Here is a 24,015-nt window from a genome sequence, read left to right as displayed (position 1 = left end):
CAAGGGCGTCGAATTAGGTGTGCATTTGCATGCTAAGATTAGCTGAAGGACTTGAATGAAAGCCGAATTTCGTTTTCAATTTAGTTATGACCGTAACAAGCTGCATTCTGGTTCTTTATTATCCCGAACGGAGGCAACACATTGAGAGCGAACCCCGACATCATGAAATACAAATTGGAAGTCCCCGAACCCCGTAAACATTGGATAAACCGAAAGCTGATTCAACCACCTTCAGCAGGAGATTTGCCTCAAGGAATCACCTTGATCACCGCACCTGCCGGAAGTGGGAAAACAACAGCGATGACGCAGATCGCGCACAGCGGCAATCACCAGATCGCATGGTATGCGCTGGATGAACATGATAATGATTTGCGGAGATTTTGGCGTTACCTCGTACATATGCTGCATCCCTACCTGACGGCGGGCGCGAGTGACCGTCTGTTATCGCTGCTTGCGGAGTATGCCGATCGCTCGTTGAAACCGTTTCTGGACCAGTATCTTAACGATGTATACGATATCCAACCATCGATTTGTGTTGTCCTTGATGATTATCATGTAATCTGGAATGAAGAGATTCATGAAACCCTGAATTACTGGCTTCATCATTTGCCGGCGAACATTCACGTCCTGATCGGTTCACGTTCAGAACCGCCCCTTAAGGGATGGCAGACGTGGAACGTCAAGGGCAAACTGCGAAAAGTCAATGCACTCCAATTGGCGTTTACGGCCGAACAGGCGCAGGAAATGTGCAAAACGATCCTGGGTGGAGAACTTCCCAAGGAATGGGTGAATGTGCTGATCAAGCGCACGGAAGGCTGGGCTGCCGGTCTTCAGCTGGCGTTGATTTCCCTTCAGCAGCGGCCAAGCGGGGAGTGGGCCGATTGGGTTCGGCATCTCGATATGGACCAATATATTGAACAATATCTGTTGGAAGAGATATGGAACGGATTGGATGAACAGGTCCAACGTTTTTTGCTGGAAACGTCCGCTTTGGCCAGATTCAATGCCATGTTGTGCGAGGAGGTAACCGGTCTTGCGGAATGCGGAGAAAAATTGGGATTTTTGCAAAGTAATGGCTTGTTTCTGATCCCCCTTGAAGGAGGGTACTTTCGTTATCATCATTTGGTCGGCCATTTTTACGAAACGAGGTTAAGAGAGCGTTCCCCGGAGCGCTGGCTTGAATTAAAGCGGAATACCAGCAAGGCTTATGCACGCATGGGCTGGCATGAAGAAGCGGTGGAATTTGCTTTTGCAGGCAAAGCTTATGATGCAGCCTCCGCAATCCTGGAGGAGCATCTTCATGGATTCGTTCAGCGGGGGGAATTTTCCCTGCTCCATGATTGGCTTGCGCGCTTCCCGGCAAAGTTTCCGGTGTCAGACCGGATCAGGCTGGTCCGTGTTTTCGTAAGCTCGGTGCTGGGCAAGCACGAGGATGCGCGTACGATGATGGAAACGATCGAAAATGAATTGTTCGGAACACCTTTGCAGCCGGAACAGTTGGAGCTCTTGAGCGGACTGTTTTTCGTCAAAGGAAATGCGGCGTTTCATTCTGGCCAATTCCAGGAATGGTTTCGGTTTGCCGAATCTTTTCAGCTTCGGCTTCCGCAGGACCCGGTTTTTTTCGATTTTAATTATAACTTCAACCAGCCCTTCGTCCGCTATACTACCTTTGGCCTCGGGGGCGTCTTGACAGAAACGACGGCAGAGCTGGGGCAAAGGATAACAATGATCCTGGAACAGAATGGATGGGAAGAATCGCTGATGTGCCAATATGTCATGCAGTCATTGGTCGAGGGATACTACGAGTGGAATGATCTGGATCGATGCAGAACGCTGTTGGACCGGATTACGGCAAAGGGGCGCTATTTGAAGGTTCCGGGATTGTTCGTTCCCGTCCGTTTGATGATGGCCCGGTTAAGTGTGGCGTCGGGAGACCGTGCAGGTGCCAGAGTGATCGTCGAACAGACGCTTCAGCGAATGGATCGCGTACCCGACATGCCTTGGCATCGGTCCTTAATAACGTTTCTTGCCGAGATGGACCTCGCAGAAGGGGCCGTGGATCAGGCTGAAATGCGATTCAAGGAGATACACCTTTCCCCGGATCATCGGGTACATCTAGGGTCGATTCAAGAGACCCTTGTTCTTGCAAGGCTGCTGCTTTCCCAGGGCAGGGCGGATGAAGGACAGAGGCTGCTGATGCAGCTTTCCCTGCTGGCAGAGGAATCGGGTATGGCCAACGTGGCCGTCTCGTCGTCAGTCCTGCAAGCTTGGGGGGAGCTGGTTCAAGGCAAAAGAAAACAAGCGGCAGAACGCATCTCTACTGCCCTTCAACGTGTGATGCCATTTCGTTATACCCGTACTTTCGTGGACGAAGGAGGCTGGATGCAACGGTTATTGGAAGAAATGATGGTCCATTCGGCATTCGATAACCAACCTGCGTTGAAATCCTACGCCGCCGAGCTGTTGTCCGTCCTGAAAGCGGAAGGGAATGGCGAAGCAGCGGAGGCGCAGCTTGACATCGACGGTTATGAACTGACCGCCAAAGAAATCGAGATGGTCAAACTGCTTCATCTGGGTTGCATGAATCGCGAGATCGCGGATCAGATGGGGCTTTCGCCAGGCACGGTCAAGGTGTACCTGAACCGAATCTACAACAAGCTTGGCGTGCGCACCCGGACTCAGGCTGTTCTGGTAACCACTCCGGTACCTCTCGCATTTCCGCCTTATCCAGGATAGGTATCAGATTACAAAGTAAAGTTCCGCACAGCCGCAGCACGGGTGGAGATCCTCCGGATTGCGGCTGCTTCCCCTGCTTAAAATCCCGGGAGTTAACTTTAGTTAATTGTAGGCCACGGCAGGCTTTGATAGGATGTCGATAGGAATAAAGACCCGGTTCGCGGGCCGGTCTTTTATTCTTGCGAGAATGGCATCCATCAACACGAAGGGGAAGGTTTATTTGCACTTATTACGTAAAATCGTCTTGGTCCTGATCGTTTTCGCGCTGGCGATGCCGCAGATTGCAATCCGGCCTGCCGAGGCGGCCTCCGGTCTATCGACCTCCATCAAAACCGCCGGGGGAGGATACCTGCATTCGCTGTTTATCGCCGCAGACGGTGCCGTCTGGGCGTTCGGAGATAACAGCGCGGGTGAGTTGGGCGACGGCACGACACAAAATTCGTTTCGTCCGGTCCAAGTCACCAAATTCGACGGAACCCCCCTAACGGGAGCCAAAGAGGTGGCAGGGGGCGGTTATTATTCACTGGCTTTAATGGAAGATGGAACCGTCTGGGCCTGGGGCAAGGGAAGCAGCGGGACTCTTGGAAATGGGGCATTCGATGACCAATACCGGGCAGTGCAGGTGATGCAGTCCAACGGAACCCCGATCCAAGGAGTGCAAAGCATTGCCGCAGGTTACTCGCATGCGCTGGCGCTAAAAGAAGACGGCTCTGTATGGGGATGGGGTTCCAATTCGTCGAATGTATTAACGGATTACAACGATTATCTAATTCCGCGAGCTGTACAGTTGAAACAGTCCAGCGGCTCCTATCTTACGAATGTCAAGGCCGTAGGCATCGGAGATTATCATTCGATGGTCCTGAAAAACGACGGGACGGTGTGGGCATGGGGATTCGGTGGCTTGAGTTCGTTGGGTAACGGTTCCACCAATAGTTCCGTATATCCGGTCCAAGTCATCGATGCCTCCGATCAGCCCTTGGCCGATATCGTCGGCATCACGGGTCATCGTTTGGGCGGACTGGCCTTGAAGTCCGACGGAACGGTATGGGCATGGGGGTATAATGAAAATTATAACCTGGGCATCGGGGATGGCGTGACAAGCAGCACCAAGGCCCTGCAGGTGCTGCAAACCGGTTCTGTCCCGTTAACCGACGTGGCAGAGCTGGCAGGCGGAGGTCGGGTCACCGTGGTTCTCAAGAAAGACGGTTCCGCATGGTGGTGGGGCATGCAGAATCGAAATCTGAAAGTGGCCACACGTTTGATTAACGATGCGTCCGACATCGCGGCTGGAGACACTCATGTGCTCGTCACCAAAAGAGACGGAACCATATGGGGCGGTGGATGGACTTCGAAAGGCGAGCTTGGTATTTCCAATGAAGCGACATATATCTATTATACCAGTCCCATACAGGTATACCCCGCTACCTTGCGAATGACTTCGAACCAGAACCGGCTTACTGCGGATGGCGAAAGCAAAGCTTTAATCACCGTTACTTTGCTCGAAGGCAGTAAACTGCCGATCGGAAAAAGTGAGGGTAGGCTGCAGCTTCAGGCTACCCTCGGCGAGCTTGGACCCGTCACCGATCATGGAGACGGCACCTATTCCGCCGAATTTACGGCATCAACAACGACCGGGAATGCTGTCATCAGCGGTACGCTGAATGGCTATCCCATGACCGCAACGACAACGATCACGCTGGTGCCCCTGCCACCTTCGGCCGAGAAATCGACCGTGTCGTCAAGCCCTTCGTCCATCATGGCGGACGGGAGCAGCGCATCCACGATTACGGTACAACTGAAGGATGCAAACGGCAATTCGTTGACTTCCGGAGGCCATGCCGTGAAGCTCTCCGCGACTTCCGGGACGCTCGGAACGGTGCGGAATAACGCCAACGGCACGTATACCGCGATACTAACCTCGCCGACAACCGTCGGTTCTGCCACGGTTTCCGCATCGGTAGACGGAGTCCCGATCCGGCAAACGGCAACGGTTCAATTTCTGGCCGGTCCGGCTTCGGCAGACAAATCGACCATCAGCGCATCGGCAAATACGATTCCAGTCGGAACGGGCAGTACGTTAGTTACCCTCCGGTTATTTGATGCTTATGGGAACCCTATTGCATCAGGCGGAAACACCGTCAAATTGAAGTCGACTTTGGGAAGTTTCGGTAAGGTGAGCGAGTTGAACAATGGAACGTTCACGGCTACGCTGCAGGCGGGTACGGTTTCGGGCAAAGCAACGATCCGTGCCGAGTTGAATGGGGTCCCTTTAAAAGATGAAGCCGAAGTCACGGTTGAGCCCGGTGCGGCATCCCTCTCGAAATCGACGCTTATCCCTGAGCAACCCATCCTTGTTGCCGACGGGACAAGCCTTACCCAGATCAAGCTGCAAATCCGGGATGATTACGGCAACGATTGGATGGCTTACGCCGGACAAGTGACCATGAATACAACGGCAGGCGTCCTGTCCAAAGTCACCGATCTTGGCAACGGCAGCTACACAGCGACGCTTAAAAGTGAGATCAAAGTCGGCACGGCTGCTGTTTCCGCGAAATTGAACGGTGCTGCGGTGACTCAACAGGCTTTTGTTGAATTTTCTCCGGGTCCGGCTTCTGCCGCGGGCTCTACCTTTATCGCTGACCGTCAGCAGGTAACCGCCGGAACAGGCGAAGCCAAGTTGACCGTCCAGCTGTTCGATGCTTACGGGAATCGCCTTATAAGCGGCGGAGACAAGGTGGCCATTAGCGCGGACAAGGGACAAGTCGGCAACGTGACGGATCAAGGGAACGGTACATATACGGCTGCCTTTACCGCTCCGACGAGCATAGGGAACGCCGAATTATCCGCCACGGTAAACGGTTCACGACTTCCCGAGACGCTAACGATCCGTATTGAACCGGGGAATGTATCCGCTGCGGCCTCCTCCGTTGAAGCGAGTGATTCCTTCTTAACGGCGAACGGCGTTAGCGAGACTACGATTACGGTACATTTGAAGGACGCTTACGGCAATCCCGTTACCCCTGGCGGGGAGCAGGTAGAAATTTCTGCTTCAGCAGGAACCTTGACACAGGTGGAAGATCAGGGGAACGGCATCTATAGTGCGGTCCTGACCTCGAGCACTTTCACAGGTACGTCGACGATCACGGCTTCCGTGAACGGTCAGATTCTGGATCATTCGGTCCATGTCGAGTTCGTGCCTGGCACAGCTTCGGACAAGACCTCCGACCTGATGGCCGAAAGCGCTCAAATCATAGCCAACGGCGTGAGTTCGACATCGATTGTGTTGCAGCTGAAGGACGAATTCGGAAACCTGCTTACAACGGGCGGAGAACAAGTGGATCTTCGGACCACGGCAGGCACCTTGAGTTCGGTATTGGATATGCAGGACGGCACATATACGGCGATATTGACATCAGACACGACGGCCGGAACTGCTGAAGTCACCGGCGTTTTAAATGGTGTCCCTATGGTGAACGCCGCTGCCGTACAATTTCTTCCGGGTCCTCCTGCAGCAGATCAATCTACGTTGACGGTGGACCGCAGCGTCCTCTCGACGGATCCGGGAAGCAGTGCGGAAGTGACGGTGCTGTTGAAGGACGCCTATGGCAACGAATTGATCACCGATGAGGGTGCGGGTCGTCTGCAATTGGCTGCCACGCTAGGCAGTCTTACCGCGCCTGTTTATGCCGGGCAAGGCCGATATACGGCCCAAATCCAATCGAGCCAGGCCGGTAAAGCAACGATCACGGCCATGATCGATGGAGCGATGCTGCCCACGGAAGCAGAAGTGCAGTTCTTGCCTGGTGAAGCTTCGCCCTCAACCTCGTCTATGGTTACTGATACCGAACGTTCGACCGCAAACGGCATCCAGTCCGCAAAGATTACGCTGCAGTTGACGGATGCCTCAGGCAATGCGTTAACGGATGAAGCCGTTCTGCCCGACGTGCAGCTTTACAGCTCGTTAGGCAGCCTTTCGGCGCCGGAATATGCAGGGGGAGGCAAATACACTGCCGAGTTAACGTCGACCCGTGCCGGAATCGCTGCCATTACGGCAACGATCGATGGTATCCTGCTTGATTCCAGGCTCCAAGTAGAATGGCTTCCGGACGTCCCGTCCGCACTCGCGTCTACTCTGACGGTGGACCGGCCGGCTGTGCCGGCCAATGGATCGGAGCATGCGTCGCTCGAACTTAGCGTACGGGATGCATACGGGAATGCTGCCGCCGGCGAAGTCCGGCTCGAATCTACGCTTGGAACCGTCACCGAAGTAACCTATGTCCGTCCTGGGACATACACGGCGGAACTTCGTTCAACGGAAGCGGGGATCGCTGACATTCAGGCCTGGATCGACGGTGAGCCTGTTTCGGGCAAAGCACAGGTTGCTTTTACGGATGGAATTTGGTTCTCGCCTTCGTCCTATCGAATACCGTTGGGGGAATCTGTTCGTACGGTCGTAGAGGTCACCTATGAAGATCAGGCATCGGACCGCACGGACGATGTTGATTTTCAGTATGAGGACGGCATCATACAGGTGTCTCAAGCCGATGATGGGGACTGGTATATCACCGGTCTTCGAACGGGACAAACCGTGCTTCAGGCGGTATACGCAGGCGAATCCGGTCCTCTGACGGCAAGCGTGCCCGTTACGGTGTTTGCAGTGCCGACCCGGTTGGAGTTCGCCGAACCGAGTTATTCGGTAAAGGAAGGCAAGCGTGCCCAGGTTAACATCGTTGCCGAATATTCGGACGGAACGACGAAAGACGTGACTGCGGAAGCGGCATATGCCATGCAAGACGACAGCATTGCCGCCATAGACGCCTCGGGCCGATTGCTCGGGATCAGGGCGGGAACCACGGGATTAAACGCGGAGTTCGAAGGGTTGAGCGCATCCGCCGATGTTAAAGTTTCGGCTGCAACCGTTCCTCCCCAGCCTGGAACGGGAAGTGGAGAGAACGGAGCGGGAAGCGTGACTTTACCGACGTCCCCGCCGTCCGGTTCGATCGAGACCAACCATGATCCGGAACAGATGCTCGAGTTTGAGATCCAATTCGACGAAACCAAGCGTGAGCTTGTTCGGTTGAGTTCGGAGGAGCTTTCGTCCGGACGCATTGTGATCGATACCGAGGAAGGCAGCCGCCAATGGAGCCTCTTGACGTCCCAAGCCGTCCTGAATCAGTTAAGGATGATCAACGACGATTTGATTGTGGAATGGAAGACACCTCTTGGAACCATCGTTCTGCCCTTGGGCCAGATCGGAGATCAAGATTTGTCCGATTCTCAAGAACAGATTCGCATATCCCTGCGAGAAGCGGAGAGTGAGGTCCAATCCAATGTGGAGAACATAGCCGGCAGACTCGGGGCAAATCTCAGGATGAAACCGTTTGTTCTGTCGATGGAAACTCTGGATCGAGAAGGTAATGCGGCGCCGATGGTTTCTACCGATCATTCGATCAAGTTCCGTATCGGCAGGGCCATGGTCCAGGGGGACAAGCAAACAACTGCAGCCACGCTGGATCCGATTACCGGGAAACTCGGCTATGTACCTTCGCAAGCAAGCGACGATGCATTGGAGTTTCACATCAACTCCGGACAGTTATACGCGGTGCTCGAAGTCCGCTCTTCATTTACGGACATGTCCGGGCATTGGGCCGAGGGTGCTGCCGAACGGCTGGCGACCCGATTGATCGTCCAAGGCACAGGCCAAGGAAAGTACGAGCCGGGACGTGCTGTAACGCGAGCCGAGATCGCGAGCATGTTGGTCCGGATGTTTGGATCCAGCAAGCAAGGAACGTCCGAACCGTTTGGCGATGCTTCGGGTCAATGGTATTCCAGCGACGTGCAGGCTGCGTATGCAGAGGGCTGGATTCATGGTTATGCGGACGGGACGTTTCGTCCGGAAGCCGGTGTATCCCGCCAGGAACTGTTCGTTATGTTGGCCAGAACACTTGAGTCTATGGGATATCCCGTAAAAGAGACAGGTGCACATCTGCCTTACTCGGATCAGGCATCCATCTCGGCGTGGGCACAGAGTGCGGTCCGGCAGCTCACCGAAACAAATCTCCTGGCTGGCGATCCGTCGAACAGGCTGCAGCCTTTACGGACGGTCACTCGGGCAGAGGCTGCTGTGCTGCTTGAACGGATGATGGAACTCTCGTCCAATGATCAAGTGCAAGCTCAGGAAACCGGTTCACTTTGATATAACTTGATGAATCGTTGTGTATGAAGAAGGCAGTTGATCGGGTGCGATCAACTGCCTTTGATATGTCCGGAACCGTTTCGAAGTGTTCCAAGCAAACGCCGATGGTGCGGCAGCGAAACTTCAAGTGCGATATGCCGCGCGCAATTAGACGTTCTGTGCATAAGAAGCGCCCGGCACTTTGTTCAGCACAACAAACAGTCGTGCTTCGGTGTTGCCGGTATTATGGAATGCAAACTCCGTGTCGCCGCTGCAGCAGACGACATCTTCCTGCTCCACGGCATGTTCCTCACCGTCCAGAATCAGCGCGCCGGAACCTTCGACGACGAGCAGAATCACGTCCGTACCTGGATGTTTATGCGCGGGAAGCTGTTGTCCCGGCCGAAAATGAAGCGCAAACGTCACACCGTCGCCTTGTTTGAACAAGACACGTTTCGTAAAGCGTTCATCGTCGAATGCTTTGACCTCAAATAAGGATTGAATAAGCATTGAAATTCCTCCCTGTGAACGAATTAGAAGTATCCCAGCATTTCCTTGGCGTTATCCGACATCAGCTGCGGGGTCCATTGCGGTTCCCAAACAAGCTCCACCTCGATTACGTCCTTGCCGGTTTTCTGCTGCAATACCCAACGAACGGCGCCAACGATCGTGTCATGCAAAGGGCATCCGGGCGTCGTCAAGGTCATGCGGACATATACCCGCTCCGCCTCTTCCTTCACCTCGTATACCAAACCCAGGTCAACGATGTTGACCCCGAGCTCGGGGTCGTAGACTTCTTTCAGACTTTCCAGCAGACTCGGTGTCTGTTCCATCTCTCTCACACTCCATTGTTCTATCGTTTGAAAACCAACGCAATGTTGACCATGTACGCGATGGAAATGAGGGACAGCAGGGTGCCGCCAACCATCATGACCTCCGCCAAATCCAGCAGGATGCCGCTTACGAGCAGCATGCTCGCAGCAGCCATTGCCATCATGCCTCGCCATGCCATGTTCTCGCTCAGCATGCCAGCCATCAACGGAACGCCGGGACGGCCTGCCTGTTTGCCATATTTATGTGTCCACCAAAGGAAAGGCACGATTTTGGAGGCATAACCGAGAATCGTCAGCGATACCCAGCCTCCGAGATATATCCACCCTGCCAGCAGCACAACCCTGGAATCCAGCAATAGATCCGGATCTTGGGCAGCGTATATGAGCAGTGCCAGGGCAAAAGCGGCAGCAGCTCTGGTGACATATACCGACCAACGAATACCGGGCCCCGGATTGTTCTTGTTTCGCTTGTCCTGGATTTGTTCCAGATGATAGGCATAACAGACAAGCGCAGCCGCGAGCAGCAGGAGCGCACACCAGAGCATGAGGCCCTGGATGCCGGTCAGAAATGCTGCCGCGCCCAGAATGACAGCGGCGTTCCAGAGATAGAGAACGGCATGCTGCAATCGGGCCGGATAATGGTGGGACAGGTAGAACATCGGCAGCATTTTGTAGCTGAATCCCGTGATCAGCATGCCGAACCAGCCGAGCGTGCCCATCCAGATATGTGCGCCAAACAATCGTTCATGCAGCCCGTTCCACTGGCCGAAGGCAAAGTTCAAACCCATGAGCATGCCCGACAAGCCGGTCAGGACAAGATATAGGCAGGCCAAGGCGGCACTGACGGTGACCGTATTCCAGCGGGAGGCTTTGAACAGGGTGACGCCCATGTTCCATGCGAATATCAGTATGCCGATCAAAGCCAGCGTTGCCGATCCGGCAATCCAACGTACATCGCCCTGGATGAATCCGTACAGCATGCCGGCCAGCCCGATCAGAAACGTAAAGTAGTGGACGTAGCCCAGCTTCAGACTATAGATGTCAGATTGCAAAATGACGTGAATCAACTGGTACACCGCCCCCATAGCGAGCATGGATGCCCATCCAAGCACGAAAAGGTGGGCATGGAACCAGCCTTCAGGACCTCTTAGATCGTCGCCAAGCCAGCCTGTCAGCGATAGCAGGGAAAACAAATGATAAGCGAAAAAACCGAGGATGCCCGTCAGGATAAAGAAAAACGGCAGCCTGGACATGGCGACTCCCTCCTTACCCTTTCACGATGCTCACTTTGGCTGTGCCGTCTTCCTGTTCTTCCACCGTGTAGCTGCAGCCGAGCCGGTTCAATTCCTCGATCAGGAAAACGGGAACGCGGTCGTTGTGGATCAGCACAACTTCCCCGGACTGGCAGCGATCAAGCGCTGCAAGCGTGCGCATCATCGGCTGCGGCGGCTCCAGCCCGCGGTTATCGAGCGTGATGGCCTTGGCTTCCGCCTGGGCAGCGACCGGCTCATCAACGGAATTCCGGTCGGCAGCCGGGGAAGCGTGGACATCTGCGTCCGCGGCCATATCCGGCAGATCCGGTTTCCCGGCACAAGCCGAAAGCTCGTCGTGGGCTTCGGTGCGGGACTCGACCGCCGATACGCCTGACCGCCCTTTGGGCCAAGTCTTGTTTTTTTTGTGTACAAAGGTGGTCACCCAATGATCCGCGCTGATCCGCTCCGCCGTGCTGGAGTATCCCTTCATTTTGAGAATGCCGAGCAGCGGCGTCGGTTTGAAAGGCGCGTGCAGTACGAACACATCTTGGGGATGCAGCCCTTTGACGGTATCCATAATTAACTGGAACGGTTCCAGCTTCTTGCTAAGGTGGGGCCGGACGTCCAGCTCCACGATCGGATGTTCAGCGTGGGACATGGTCATTCACATCCCCTCCTGTTTCACGGCCCGGTTCCGGGCCAGCCAGTTCTTTTGCCGATTCGTACAATGCGGCCATGCCGCCGTAAAGCGCATGGAAGAACGAGTCCGGCGCATCCAGCGAGAAGGACATATATTGTTTGGGATCCATCCCGAGCATGTGTTCGAATAACGACGCGCTGTCGTATGCGTAAAAGCAAAAATGGGTGAAGGCGAAGCCAGGCATTTTTTCATAAATAGTGATGATATCTTCTGCATATTTGGCTTGCTCGCGCCCGGCCAATTGCACCATGGTTACGGCGTCGTCCAGGCCGAGGGTGATGCGCAGCGTTTGGTCGTCGATGATGTCGACTTGCGCCATGACGGATCAGCTCCGATCTATATTTTGCTGATTTTGACCTGGAACGTGGCAGGGCCTTGCTCAATGTACTCCCACTCGAATTGGTCCGGATGAACGGATTGGAACTGAAAGCGAAGCGGCACCGGATCGTGGTCGTTAATGAGCAGCATGGCTTCCTGTGGCTGCAGGTTTTCGAACGTTTCGAAGATGACTTTATGTTTCAGATGCGGTGGATACTCGGTCGCGTTAACAGTTGCTGCATATGGCTTCATGGAACATTCCTCCAAGCGGATATCGTTTTTTTGTGCTGCACGATCATTATAGAAAAGCCGTAAAGGCGTCTGTGTGAGCATGCTCACACCTGAGGCATTGTCATAATCTTGCCTTATTTATGCAAAAATCGGGTCTAAGCAGGATGGACCAAGGAAAAACGGCAGTTGGCGTGTGCGCTAGTTATCAGGAGTGGTGACTTTTTTCACAGTTTGCATGTCAAACCATCCTTATATTTAGCGTCTAGATGACAGGTGATGGGAGGATTCGCATGATCCTTGATCCGAGAACAAGCCGGAACATGCCGACCAGAAGGGGGACGATGCGCATGGAAAGCAGACTGGTGGACCCGTTCGGGCGAGTGCACGACTATTTGCGGATTTCGGTAACGGACCGCTGCAACCTCAGGTGCGTGTACTGCATGCCTGAAGAAGGCATGCAGTTCGAACCCGGCGAACGCATCATGACTTATGAAGAGATCACGTCCGTCGTAAAGGCCCTCGCTCCTCTGGGGATTCGCAAGCTGCGGCTCACGGGCGGGGAACCGCTGGTGCGGAAACATTTGGACCGGCTTATTTCGATGTTAGCGAACATACCGGGAATAGAGGATATTTCCTTGACGACGAATGGCATGTATCTGGCATCTTGTGCGGAGCGTTTGCGGGCCGCGGGATTAACCCGCGTCAATATCAGCCTGGATTCGCTCAAGCCCGACCGTTTTGCCCTGATTACGCGGGGCGGCAAACTGCAGCGCGTTCTCGACGGCCTCAAGGCAAGCCGGGCGGCGGGTTTTCATCCCGTCAAACTCAATGTGGTGCTGATGAAGGGTGTCAATGATGACGAAATCAGCGACTTTCTGCGCATGACGCTGGATCAGCCGATCCAGGTGCGTTTCATCGAGTACATGCCGATCGGCGGGAGCGTTTCGGGCTGGAAAGCCGGTTATTTGCCGCTCGAAAAGGTGCTCGAAACTTGCGGGCAGTCATGGAGTTATGAGCAGGATGCCGCAGTTTACGGGAGCGGGCCCGCCGACAGCTACCGCATCAAAGGGGCGGCGGGCAGTTTTGGGCTGATCCATCCGGTCAGCAGCCATTTCTGCGGCAGCTGCAATCGGCTCAGGTTGACGGCAGACGGCAACATCAAGCCGTGCTTGTACTGGTCGGACGAATTCAACGTCCGTCCGCTCGCGGGGGACGACAAAGCCGTGCAAGAGCTCTTTTTCAAAGCGCTCGGTTCCAAACCCGAAACGCATGCCATGGCGCAGGCATTGAACGACCAGGACATCGGCGGGGTTCCGACGCATCGCCGCATGTCTCAAATCGGAGGTTGAACATGAACAAGGCTTCTTATTCGCAACAAAATGTCACATTTGTGGGAGGACAACGATGAGCAGCAAAAAGATGCCGTGGATGGGCAAACTCAAATATTTTGTCAAACGCGAAAAAAACGAGGAAGGCTGGAGCGAGATGTCCCCGGCCAGCCGGGACTGGGAGGACGTATACCGCCGGCGCTGGCAGCACGACAAGGTGGTTCGTTCCACGCACGGAGTCAACTGTACGGGCTCCTGCAGCTGGCAGATTTACGTTAAGGACGGCATCGTGACCTGGGAGACGCAGGCGACCGACTATCCGTCGACAGGGCCGGATATGCCCGAATTCGAACCGCGCGGCTGTCCACGGGGCGCAAGCTTTTCCTGGTATTTGTACAGCCCATTACGCGTCAAATATCCTTACGTTCGCGGCAAACTTCTGGAACTGTGGCGAGAAGCGCTCAAGGCGCATGGCGATCCGGTCAAAGCATGGTCCAGCATCGCGGATGATCCTGCCAAAGTGAAAGCCTACAAGGCGGTTCGCGGAAAAGGCGGGCTGGTGCGGGCTTCCTGGGAGGAAGCGACGCAAATCATTGCGGCATCGATGATCCATACGATCAAACAGTACGGACCTGACCGGATTATCGGGTTCTCGCCGATCCCGGCGATGTCCATGGTCAGTTATGCCGCAGGTTCGCGTTTTCTGTCCCTGATCGGTTCGCCGCTGCTCAGCTTTTACGATTGGTATGCGGATCTGCCTCCGGCTTCGCCCCAAATCTGGGGAGACCAGACGGACGTGCCGGAGAGCAGCGACTGGTATAACTCGGGATACATTCTCGTATGGGGCTCCAATCTGCCGATGACGCGCACGCCGGATGCCCACTTCCTGGCCGAAGCCAGATATCGCGGGACCAAAGTGGTATCGATCAGCCCCGATTATGCCGAATACGTGAAATTCGCGGACACCTGGATGTCGGTGAAACAGGGCACGGACGGCGCGCTCGCGATGGCGATGGGGCATGTCATCCTGAAGGAGTTTTACGTCGATCGCCCGACGGATTATTTCATGCAGTATGCGAAGCAGTACACGGATTTCCCGAATTTGCTCATGATTGAGGAAAAAGACGGCGCATTCGTTCCGGGCCGCTTCCTGCTGGCCGAAGATTTGGGCATTGAAGGCAACAACATGGCGTGGAAAACGCTGGTATATGACGAGAACAGCGGGACATATGCCATTCCGAAAGGAAGCTTGGGCTTCCGTTGGGGCGAAGAAGGCACATGGAACCTGCAGATGGAGCAGGTGGAAACCGGCGAACCGATCGATCCGCGCCTGTCGATGCTCGGCGTTCACCACGACGTGATGACGCTGCAGCTGCCATACTTCGATGATCAGGGCAGACATGTCATGGAGCGGCAAGTTCCCGTACGCCAGATCTGGGTCGATGACCGGTGGATCATGGTTACGTCGGTGTACGACCTCGTGTTGGCGAAGTACGGCGTCGAGCGCGAAATGACGCGTTCCGCCGATTCGGCGGATGCGGTGCCGGCACGAAAAGCGGCTCATAAGGCCGAGGGACCTCAACCGTTTACCCCTGCATGGCAGGAGAGCATCACGGGCGTGGACCGGGATACGGTTGTGCAGATCGCCCGCGAATTTGCGCAGAATGCGGTAGACACGAAAGGCCGCTCCATGATCATCATGGGCGCGGGCATCAATCACTGGTACAACTCGGACGTCATCTACCGCGCCATCATCAACTTATTGCTCATGACGGGCTGCCAAGGCGTAAACGGCGGCGGCTGGGCGCACTATGTCGGACAGGAGAAGCTGCGTCCGGCCGAAGGCTGGCAGACGATTGCTTTTGCCCGCGACTGGACGGGACCTGCCCGTTTGCAGAACGGGACGTCGTTCTTCTACTTCGCGACAGACCAGTGGCGTTATGAAGAGACCCCGGTCGGCGAATTGACATCTGCGCTGGAAGGCAATCCGAGATTCCAACATGTGGCGGACTACAACGTCATGGCCGCGCGGCTCGGATGGTTGCCGTCGTATCCGCAATTCAACCGCAACTCGATCGACCTGCATCAAGATGCGCTGAAAGCAGGGGCATCGACGAAGGAAGAGATCGGCAAATATGTGGCGTCCGAGCTGCAGAACAAAAACCTGAAGTTTTCCATCGAGGCGCCGGACGATCCGGCAAACTTCCCGCGCGTTTTGTTTGTATGGCGGGCCAATCTGATCTCCAGCTCGGGCAAAGGGCATGAATATTTCCTCAAGCATTTGCTCGGCGCAACGAACGGCCTGCTTAACGATGACGATCACGGTTTGCGTCCCGAACATGTCGAGTGGGCTGATGAAGCGGCCGAAGGCAAGCTGGATCTGATGGTTAACATGGACTTCCGCATGGCAGGTACAGCAATGTATTCCGATATCGTGCTGCCTGCCGCGACCTGGTACGAAAAAAGCGATCTCAGCAGCACCGACATGCACCCGTTCGTGCATCCGTTCAATCCGGCGGTCGCCACGCAGTGGGAATCCCGTTCGGACTGGGACACGTTCAAGGAAATCGCGCGCGTCTTTTCCGGCATGGCGGAACAGCAGTTCGACGGACCTCAGCAGGAGATCGTAGCGACGCCGCTCCTGCACGATTCCCCGGATGAATTGGCCCAGCCTTACGGGCAGATTCGCGACTGGAGCGCCGGCGAATGCGAGGCGATTCCCGGACGTACGATGCCGCACATCCATGTGGTGGAGCGGGACTACGCCGCCGTCTACGACAAAATGATCAGCCTGGGGCCAAACGTAAAAGACAAACCGATCGGCACGAAGGGAATCTCTTGGACGGCAGCCGAGGAGTACGAGAAACTCAAGAGCGTATTGGGCAAACAGCGCAAAGACGGCATCGGCAAAGGCTGTCCGGACCTCAGCACGGACCGGAACGTAGCCGAAGCCATTCTAACGCTCTCTACCACCACGAACGGCAAAATGGCCGTGCGCGCCTGGGAGTCGCTGGAGAAGAAAACGGCGCTGCACCTGAAGGATTTGGCGGAAGAACGCTCCGAGGAATGCTTCACGTTCGACGAAATCACGTCGAAACCGAAGACGGTCATTACGTCGCCGGCCTTCAGCGGTTCGGAAAAAGGCGGTCGCCGTTACTCTCCGTTCACGACGAACGTGGAAAGACTCATTCCATGGCGGACGCTCACGGGCAGACAGCAATTTTACATCGATCATGCGATGCTGCGCGAGTTCGGGGAGACGCTGGCCACGTTTAAGCCGATCCTGAAACATACGCCGTTTCATCCGAACAGCAAACGTCCGGTCGAAGGCGGCAAAGAAATCGTGCTCAACTATATGACGCCGCATAACAAGTGGTCGATCCACAGCATGTACTACGATGCCCAACCGATGTTGACGTTGTTCCGGGGCGGGCCCACGATCTGGATGAACCATGAGGATGCTGCAGAAGCCGGCCTCGCCGATAATGACTGGATCGAATGCTTCAACCGCAACGGGGTCGTTGTGGCGCGTGCCGTCGTCACGCACCGCATCCCGCGCGGGGTAGCCTTCATGTACCATGCCCAGGACCGCCACATCAACGTGCCGGGCACCAAAATATCGCAAACGCGCGGAGGCACGCACAACAGTCCGACCCGCATTCACGTGAAACCGACGCACATGATCGGCGGTTATGCCCAGTTGAGCTATGGATTCAACTACTACGGCCCGACAGGCAATCAGCGTGACCTGAACGTCATCATCAGAAAACTGCAGGAGGTGGATTGGCTTGAAGATTAAAGCACAAGTCAGCATGGTCATGAACCTGGATAAATGCATCGGTTGCCACACATGCAGCGTAACGTGCAAAAACACGTGGACGAACCGGCCGGGCGCCGAGTATATGTACTGGAATAACGTCGAAACGAAACCGGGCATCGGTTATCCGAAGCAATGGGAGGATCAGGAACGTTACAACGGCGGTTGGGAAATGAAAAACGGCAAGCTGGAGCTGAAGTCCGGCGCTCGCGCCAAACGGCTGCTCAACATTTTCCACAATCCCGACCAGCCGACCATCGACGATTATTACGAGCCGTGGAACTACGAATACGAGAAGTTGACGAACAGTCCGGAGAAAAAACACCAGCCCGTCGCGAGACCGAAATCCCAGATTACGGGCAAATACATGGAGCTCGAATGGGGTCCCAACTGGGAAGACGACCTGGCGGGCGCCCACGTTACCGGGCTGGAAGATCCGAATATGAAAGGCATTGAAGATTCGATCAAAATGGACTTCGAGCAGGTATTCATGATGTACCTGCCCCGCATCTGCGAGCACTGCCTGAACCCGGCCTGTGTCTCTTCCTGCCCATCGGGCGCGATGTACAAACGGGAGGAAGACGGCATCGTGCTCGTGGATCAGAATGCCTGCCGGGCATGGCGTTTCTGCGTCTCCAGCTGTCCGTACAAAAAGGTGTACTTCAACTGGCAAACGAACAAAGCCGAGAAATGCACGCTCTGTTTCCCGCGGATCGAAGCCGGATTGCCGACGATCTGTTCGGAAACATGCGTCGGCCGCATCCGTTATATCGGCCTGATGCTGTACGATGCGGATCGTGTGGAAGCGGCGGCTTCAGCCGATAACGAACAGGATCTGTACGAATCGCAGATGGGCATTTTCCTCGATCCGAACGATCCGGAAGTCATTCGGGAAGCACGTAATTCCGGCATTCCGGAGGATTGGATCACTGCAGCCCAGCAGTCGCCGATCTATAAAATGGTCGTCGATTGGGGCATTGCGCTCCCGCTTCACCCGGAATACCGGACACTGCCGATGGTATGGTACATTCCGCCGCTTAGCCCGATCACGAACCGGATCGAAGGCCAGGGCAGTTCGCTGGAGGCGAACGACATTTTCCCGGCGATCGACAATATGCGCATTCCGGTCGAATACCTGGCCAACCTGCTGACCGCCGGAGATACGACCCGCATCCGCGCCGTATTGCGCAAAATGGCCGTCATGCGCATTCACATGCGCAACCAGCAGACCGGAAAACCAAGCGAGCCGTCCCTGCTGAACAGCGTGGGTATGGATGCGCAGGAGGTTGAAGACATGTACCGGCTGCTCGCGATTGCGAAGTACAACGACCGCTTCGTCATCCCGCCGGCCCACCGTGAGGAAGTGGAGGATTTGTTCAGCGAGCAGGGCAGCTGCGGATTGAGCTTTGCCGGCGGTCCGGGTTCCTGCGGCGTATTTTGATGTGAAAGGAGGCAGCAACGATGACAACCGATGTCAATGAGGGAGCTGGCACGACCCTTGTTCATGATTGGGATGCAGCGAGAATGGTGTGTAAGCTCCTCTCGTATTTGCTCCAGTATCCGGATGCCGAATGGCGTGCAGGATTGCAGGGCTTCCGCGAAGCTGCAGGCTCCCTTACAGATGGCGAGGCCCAGAAGGTGTTGACCGCGTTCTCCAGACGAGCGGAAGAGGCGGATCCAATCCGCTGGCAGGACGAATACGTGCGCACATTCGATTTTGACAAAAAGTCGAACTTGTACTTGACCTATGCCGTGTACGGGGATGAACGCGACCGTGGGCCTGCGTTGATCGAACTCAAGCGCAAATACGAGGCTGCAGGTTTCTATATGGAAGGCAGCGAATTGCCGGATTATTTGCCGATGGTGCTTGAATTTGCGGCTGAAGCTTCCGAGGAAGAGGCGCTTGGCGTAATCTCCGTGTACCGCAAAGCGCTGACGGCAATGGCGGAAAGCCTGTCCAGGCTAACGACGCCATACGCGCCGCTGCTTGAATTGCTGCTTCGGGTGCTTCCCGAGGCGGATAACGATGCAGCCGTGGAGGCAAGCGCCGACGTCGGCTCGCAGAACGGATTATGGACAGGTGGGGTGAAACGGTGAGTACATTGGAGCTGTTTTTATGGGGGGCTCTGCCTTACATGGTGGTCATTTTCTGCATTACGGCCACGATCTGGAGATATGTCACTAATCCATTCGGCTGGACGTCCAAATCGAGCGAAATGCTGGAGAAACGCATGCTTCGCTGGGGGAGCCTGCTCTTCCATATCGGAATTTTTGCCGTTATATGCGGTCATATTGCGGGTTTGCTGGTGCCGGTAGAGTTTTACCACTGGATGGGGTTAAGTGACGAGGGCTACCACCTCGTTGCGATTGCAGGCGGCATGCCTGCCGGAATCATTGCTTTTGCCGGGGTGGTTCTGCTGCTGATCCGACGCTATGCGTCGCCCAGGGTTCGCGCAACGAGCAGCGCCGGCGACTGGATTGCGTTGATCGCGCTGATCGTCGTTATCGTCTCCGGCCTATTGGCTACTTCGGCCAATGCGGTGAACCACACGGGGTTTGATTACCGGACCACGATTAACCCGTGGCTGCGCGGCCTGATGATATTCCAACCGGACCCGACGCTTATGCAGACGGTGCCGATGAACTTTAAAATTCATATTTTGCTGACGTTTGTATTGTACTGCGCGTTTCCGTTCACCCGTCTCGTTCACATGCTCAGCATGCCCTTGGGCTACCTGAAACGGAGTTACGTCGTATATCGCAGACGGGACGGGGCGGTATACCCGAATCAAGAACACAAAAAAGAAAGGGCGATGTAAATGCAAAACAAAGGTAAGGTGCAATTGCCCTTGCAAACGGCCAGTTTGATTCTAGGGTTCATGGTATGGGTGATCCTGTCGTCCCTCATGCCTTTCATCAAAGAAGACATTGCGCTGACTTCTTCCCAGCTGGCATGGTCCACGGCCATTCCGGTCTTGATCGGCTCGATCGCACGGGTTCCGATCGGCTATTGGACGAACCGGTACGGTGCGCGCAACATTTTCATGATCAGCTTCATTCTGCTGCTGGCTCCCGTGTGGTGGGTCAGCCGCGCAACGTCGTTTGCGGATCTTGCCATTGGGGGATTTTTTCTCGGCATCGGCGGAGCGGTATTCTCTGTCGGCGTAACGTCGCTCCCGAAATATTACCCCAAAGAGCGTCACGGCTTCGTGAACGGCATTTACGGCATCGGCAACCTGGGAACGGCTCTGTCCGCATTCGGTGCGCCGCTTGTTGCCGACAAGTTCGGCTGGTCGACAACGGTGCTGCTGTACAGCATTTTGCTGGTCGTCATGGCCGCCCTCAACTTTGCGCTCGGCGACAAAAAGGAAACGCGTGTCAATGTGCCGCTCATGCAGCAGCTCAAGGCAGTATCGCGTAACAACAAGCTGTGGCTGCTGTGCCTGTTCTATTTCTTGACATTTGGTTCGTTTGTGGCGTTTACGGTGTATCTGCCGAACTTCCTCGTCAGCCATTTCCAAATGGACAAAGTGGACGCAGGCGTTCGGACCGCGGGATTCATCCTGCTTGCCACCATCATGCGCCCTGTCGGCGGCTGGCTGGGAGACCGGTTCAATCCGTTTAAAATTCTGATGTTTGTGTTCGGCGGATTAACGATTGCAGCCATCGTGCTGTCTTTCGCGCCGTCCATCATGATGTACACCGTAGGCTGCCTGACGGTTGCGCTGTGCGCCGGGACGGGCAACGGCACGATATTCAAATTGGTGCCGCTCTACTTCGTCAAGCAGCCGGGCGTGGCCAATGGTATCATCTCCGCGATGGGTGGTCTGGGCGGCTTCTTCCCGCCGCTGATGCTTACGATGCTTTACGGCATGACCGGACATTATGCCATCGGCTTCATGGCGTTGTCCCAAATCGCGCTGGTGAGCCTGGTGCTCGTAATCTGGATGTTCTACCAGGAGAAGCTGCAGCTGTCGGCCAGCATTCTGGAAAACACGGTGGAGGCGATTCTGATCACGGACACCCATAGCGTCATTCGTTCCGTGAATCCAGCATTCACCGCCGTGACGGGTTACAGTGCGGAAGAAGCCGTCGGGCAGAAGCCGAGCCTGCTGAAATCAGGCAAGCAGGATCGGCAGTTTTACGAAAAATTATGGTCGGAGCTGAAGCAGAAAGGGTACTGGCAAGGGGAGATATGGAACCGGAAGAAAAACGGGGAGGTCTACCTGGAATGGCTTAGCATCACCGCGATCCGCAACGAAGCGGGCGAAGTGAAATATTACGCAGGCATGTTCAGCGACATGGGAAAACGGGATATCCCGGCAACGTAGTTTCATCGCATGCTTCTGCTTCATCGACACACAAAAGACCTTAACGCCACGACTGATGTTAAGGTCTTTTTCATACGATCGAAACGTAGGGCTTCGATCCGGGAACAGAAATAACTTCGTTTTCGGAAGGGCAAACGTGGGTGGCGTAAAGCGGCGGAGGCTTCAGACGGTGTCCCTCTGCTGTTTCAGCGCAGGCAAATCGTAAATGACGATCCGGCTTCGATCCACTTCGAGCAGCTGTTCCTTGGACAATTGGTTCAACAGCCGATTGGCCGTTTCGCGCGTCGTTCCGATTGAATTGGCGAATTCCTGGTGGGTCATCGGCAGGTTGATGACGATCTTGCTGCCGTCGGCCTGTCCATGCTGTTCGGCCAGCATGAGCAGGAAAGAGAGCACGCGATTGCGCACGTCTTGTCCGGACATGACCTGCAGCTTGTCCTGAAGCTCGCGGATTTTGTCTCCGAGCACGCGCATGATTTTGATGGCGATGGCCGGCGTATTCAACATTACGCGTTCGAAATGCCTTACCGGAATGGCGAGCAGTTCGGATGGCGTAATGGCTTCGGCCGTAGCCGGGTATGGATGGGCATTGAAGAAGCCGGTATGCGGAAACATGTCGCCCGTTTTGAGGAAGGAAACGATCTGCTCGTGTCCGTTTTCGTCCGTTTTATAGGCTTTGACGATCCCGGTGCGAATGAAAAACACGGCTTCCTTTTCGCTGCCTTCGGTAAAAATGACCGTTTTTTTGACCATTTTCCTGGAGATGGCGATGTCCTCCACCTGTTTCAATTCTTCGGGAGTCAGATCCTGAAAAATGGGGAATTGCTGCAGAAACTCCGCAGCCGTATCTTTGTTTTCCCTGCGCATATTCGAAATCTTCCTCTCTGTAAGATGATATTATGGAATGAATAGGAGGCTGGTTGCTTCGTGACGAACATGAAAATGGTTATTCCGCATGAGCATGGCGGCTGGGCCATGGTCAGTGTGCCCTTTCTGGTAGGCGTCATTGCCAGCAGCCCGCGATGGCTGCATATTCCGCTATTTTTGGCCTGGCTCGGCTTTTATTTGACGGCATATCCGCTGCTTCAATCGCTGAAGCGCAAAGCAGGCCGGGACAGGTTGTACAAATGGGCTGCCATCTACGGCACGGCTGCGTTGATCTGCCTGATTCCGCCGCTGATCGGGCAGCCGCAGCTGGTTTGGTTTGCCCCTGTATTATGTGGATTGCTGGTCGTAAACATCTGGCATGTGCGACAAAAAAGGGAGCGTTCCCTGGTCAACGACCTTTGTGCGATGATCGTATTTTCGCTTGGCGGCGCTGCCGCCTATCTCATCGGTTCAGGTGGATGGGATTACGGTATGGCGATCGTGATGCTGTTCAGCTTTCTCTATTTTACAGGAAGCACGTTTTTTGTGAAATCGGTCTTTCGGGAAAGAACCAATCGGCGGTGGACCAGGCTAACCCTATTCCTGCACGTCGTGCTGCTGCTCATCCCGGTGGCGATCGGATATCCATGGATGGCCTTGGCCTATGTTTTTCCGGCTGTGCGGGCCTTTGTGTATGCAGGGAAGCCGCTTAGACCGATGAAGACCGGCATCATTGAAATCATTGGTTCTGTCCTGTTCGTGGCATGTGCGCTTCTGTTGTGATGCCCATCATTTTATCATAACGCGTCCGTTTGACAGACCGGGTGATTTTAATCACAACTGACCTCGGCTTGAGACTCTCACCATGTTGACTGCTTCCATAGTCAAGCCAATGAAAAGAGAGTATCTGCTCAGATCGGAATCTGGCGGATACTCTCTTGGATTATGGACGGATCAATTAGTGACCACCGGAACAGCTGCCGCCGCAACCACATGTTTGTTTAGGCAGGTCTTTCTTCTCCGGCAGGCGGTTCAATTCCACCGATTTGGTGAAATAGTGGCTGATTTCTTGATGCAGCTGGCTGAACTCGCGCTGGGCATACAGGAAACGGCGGATTAACGGATGATCGTACAACGCGCGTTCGGCTTGCTCATAATGCTGGATTTCGGATTCCTGCAGCTCGATGTCCAGGCTTTCTTTTTGTTCCATGGCCTGATGCATCTCCATAAACCGTTCGTACTGGTCTGTCGCTTGTTCATCCGCGGCGAATTCGTCGATCATGGCACGCATTTCCCGATATCCTTCATCCTGAAGCAGTATAGTGCACAATTCCTGCATTTTGCTCATCAGGGGTTCCTTATTCAGTTTAACAATCGCATTCATGATATGACCTCCTAACCTTCTTGTCTTAACTGTATAGTGTAA

17 protein-coding genes are annotated in these 24,015 nt (G+C 54.9%); 9 read left to right on the top strand and 8 right to left on the bottom strand.

Annotated features, from left to right (window positions below; translation table 11 throughout):
* The first annotated feature begins 141 nt into the window (after positions 1-141).
* Together RSX24_RS13465 and RSX24_RS13460 are read left to right on the top strand one after the other, a co-directional pair.
* A complete protein-coding gene (locus RSX24_RS13465) occupies positions 142-2,736 on the top strand; it encodes a winged helix-turn-helix domain-containing protein (protein WP_343260917.1) in 2,595 nt (864 codons plus the stop codon).
* A 220-nt stretch (positions 2,737-2,956) separates the two neighbouring features.
* The gene (locus tag RSX24_RS13460) at positions 2,957-8,932 is read left to right on the top strand and encodes an invasin domain 3-containing protein (RefSeq protein WP_343260916.1); all 5,976 of its coding nucleotides are present in this window, start codon (positions 2,957-2,959) and stop codon (positions 8,930-8,932) included.
* A 147-nt stretch (positions 8,933-9,079) separates the two neighbouring features.
* Here RSX24_RS13460 and RSX24_RS13455 read toward each other — a convergent pair whose 3' ends face one another.
* Genes RSX24_RS13455 through RSX24_RS13430 form a run of 6 tightly spaced genes read right to left on the bottom strand, consistent with a single transcriptional unit; the run spans position 9,080 to position 12,267 of the window.
* Positions 9,080-9,421 (bottom strand): cupin domain-containing protein, encoded by a 342-nt coding sequence (locus RSX24_RS13455; RefSeq protein ID WP_343260915.1) that lies wholly within the window; start codon positions 9,419-9,421, stop codon positions 9,080-9,082.
* Between the two features lie 23 nt (positions 9,422-9,444).
* On the bottom strand, positions 9,445-9,744 hold the full coding sequence (locus RSX24_RS13450) for a metal-sulfur cluster assembly factor (protein ID WP_343260914.1): 300 nt from the start codon (positions 9,742-9,744) through the stop codon (positions 9,445-9,447).
* A 20-nt stretch (positions 9,745-9,764) separates the two neighbouring features.
* The gene (locus tag RSX24_RS13445) at positions 9,765-10,997 is read right to left on the bottom strand and encodes a hypothetical protein (RefSeq protein ID WP_343260913.1); all 1,233 of its coding nucleotides are present in this window, start codon (positions 10,995-10,997) and stop codon (positions 9,765-9,767) included.
* A 13-nt stretch (positions 10,998-11,010) separates the two neighbouring features.
* Positions 11,011-11,661 (bottom strand): DUF2249 domain-containing protein, encoded by a 651-nt coding sequence (locus RSX24_RS13440; protein ID WP_343260912.1) that lies wholly within the window; start codon positions 11,659-11,661, stop codon positions 11,011-11,013.
* A complete protein-coding gene (locus RSX24_RS13435; RefSeq protein ID WP_339273100.1) occupies positions 11,642-12,016 on the bottom strand; it encodes a hypothetical protein in 375 nt (124 codons plus the stop codon). Before RSX24_RS13435 ends, RSX24_RS13440 begins: the two co-directional genes overlap by 20 nt.
* Before the next feature lie 17 nt (positions 12,017-12,033).
* Positions 12,034-12,267 (bottom strand): DUF2249 domain-containing protein, encoded by a 234-nt coding sequence (locus tag RSX24_RS13430; protein ID WP_343260911.1) that lies wholly within the window; start codon positions 12,265-12,267, stop codon positions 12,034-12,036.
* A gap of 326 nt (positions 12,268-12,593) precedes the next feature.
* Between RSX24_RS13430 and moaA the strand changes: the two genes are divergently transcribed.
* The 6 genes from moaA to RSX24_RS13400 are packed head-to-tail and all read left to right on the top strand — an operon-like array spanning position 12,594 to position 21,722.
* A complete protein-coding gene (moaA, locus tag RSX24_RS13425; RefSeq protein WP_343261062.1) occupies positions 12,594-13,595 on the top strand; it encodes a GTP 3',8-cyclase MoaA in 1,002 nt (333 codons plus the stop codon).
* A 55-nt stretch (positions 13,596-13,650) separates the two neighbouring features.
* Entirely contained in the window at positions 13,651-17,373 is a 3,723-nt protein-coding gene (locus tag RSX24_RS13420) for a nitrate reductase subunit alpha (protein WP_343260910.1), read from the top strand.
* Complete coding sequence (gene narH, locus RSX24_RS13415) at positions 17,363-18,832, top strand: nitrate reductase subunit beta (RefSeq protein ID WP_236411960.1); 1,470 nt, start codon at positions 17,363-17,365, stop codon at positions 18,830-18,832. Before RSX24_RS13420 ends, narH begins: the two co-directional genes overlap by 11 nt.
* A 20-nt stretch (positions 18,833-18,852) precedes the next feature.
* Positions 18,853-19,488, top strand: a complete 636-nt coding sequence (gene narJ / locus RSX24_RS13410; RefSeq protein WP_343260909.1) for a nitrate reductase molybdenum cofactor assembly chaperone — start codon at positions 18,853-18,855, stop codon at positions 19,486-19,488.
* Positions 19,485-20,210, top strand: coding sequence for a respiratory nitrate reductase subunit gamma (gene narI, locus RSX24_RS13405; protein WP_343260908.1), 726 nt, complete (start codon positions 19,485-19,487; stop codon positions 20,208-20,210). The genes narJ and narI overlap by 4 nt, the downstream gene beginning before the upstream one ends.
* Positions 20,211-21,722 carry a nitrate/nitrite transporter gene (locus tag RSX24_RS13400; RefSeq protein WP_339273089.1) on the top strand — a complete coding sequence of 504 codons (1,512 nt, stop codon included), beginning with the start codon at positions 20,211-20,213 and terminating at the stop codon, positions 21,720-21,722.
* A 162-nt stretch (positions 21,723-21,884) separates the two neighbouring features.
* Here RSX24_RS13400 and RSX24_RS13395 read toward each other — a convergent pair whose 3' ends face one another.
* Complete coding sequence (locus tag RSX24_RS13395) at positions 21,885-22,589, bottom strand: Crp/Fnr family transcriptional regulator (protein ID WP_343260907.1); 705 nt, start codon at positions 22,587-22,589, stop codon at positions 21,885-21,887.
* 69 nt (positions 22,590-22,658) lie between these two features.
* Between RSX24_RS13395 and RSX24_RS13390 the strand changes: the two genes are divergently transcribed.
* Positions 22,659-23,372: a YwiC-like family protein gene (locus RSX24_RS13390; protein ID WP_343261061.1), complete on the top strand. Its 714-nt coding sequence runs from the start codon at positions 22,659-22,661 to the stop codon at positions 23,370-23,372.
* Between the two features lie 175 nt (positions 23,373-23,547).
* Here RSX24_RS13390 and RSX24_RS13385 read toward each other — a convergent pair whose 3' ends face one another.
* The gene (locus tag RSX24_RS13385) at positions 23,548-23,973 is read right to left on the bottom strand and encodes a YlbF/YmcA family competence regulator (RefSeq protein ID WP_339273085.1); all 426 of its coding nucleotides are present in this window, start codon (positions 23,971-23,973) and stop codon (positions 23,548-23,550) included.
* Positions 23,974-24,015: the final 42 nt, after the last annotated feature.

Origin of the sequence: Paenibacillus hubeiensis (assembly GCF_032334105.1) — a bacterium.
Lineage (GTDB): Bacteria > Bacillota > Bacilli > Paenibacillales > Paenibacillaceae > Paenibacillus > Paenibacillus hubeiensis.
The sequence above is the reverse complement of the archived record's forward strand: the minus strand, read 5'-3'. Positions and strand labels throughout refer to the sequence as shown.